Source organism: Pseudomonas sp. SWRI68 (assembly GCF_014269165.1).
Classification (GTDB): domain Bacteria; phylum Pseudomonadota; class Gammaproteobacteria; order Pseudomonadales; family Pseudomonadaceae; genus Aquipseudomonas; species Aquipseudomonas capeferrum.
The window spans coordinates 1-307 of sequence record NZ_JABWRU010000075.1 but is presented as its reverse complement, the minus strand read 5'-3'; the positions used below and the strand labels follow the sequence as shown (position 1 = coordinate 307).

Sequence of the window (307 nt, the reverse complement as noted above, 5' to 3'; positions counted from 1 at the left end):
TTTCGTCACCGTTACCGCGCCGGACAACGTTTACACCGGTACCAATGACCCAGTAATCAAATCGATCGCCAGCGTCGACGGCGCCGATGTCGGCAAGTTCGAGAACCTGGTTCTGGATAAGACGCCGGTCAGCACTGCTGTTACCGACGAGCCTGGTACTCCAGGCAACGAAGGCGATCTGGTCAAAGTCACCATCACTGCCGACCAGGTTTCGGTCGCGGAAAACGTTAAACCGACCTTCACCGTTCACATCAACGCTGCCCTGGACCACGACCTTGTCGTGACCCTGAGCAACAACGAAGTTGTG

The 307-nt window shown here is 56.4% G+C and carries 1 protein-coding gene; it reads left to right on the top strand.

The features are described from left to right. A partial coding sequence (locus HU770_RS26865) for an immunoglobulin-like domain-containing protein (protein ID WP_186666610.1) occupies positions 1-307 on the top strand: 307 nt, incomplete at both ends.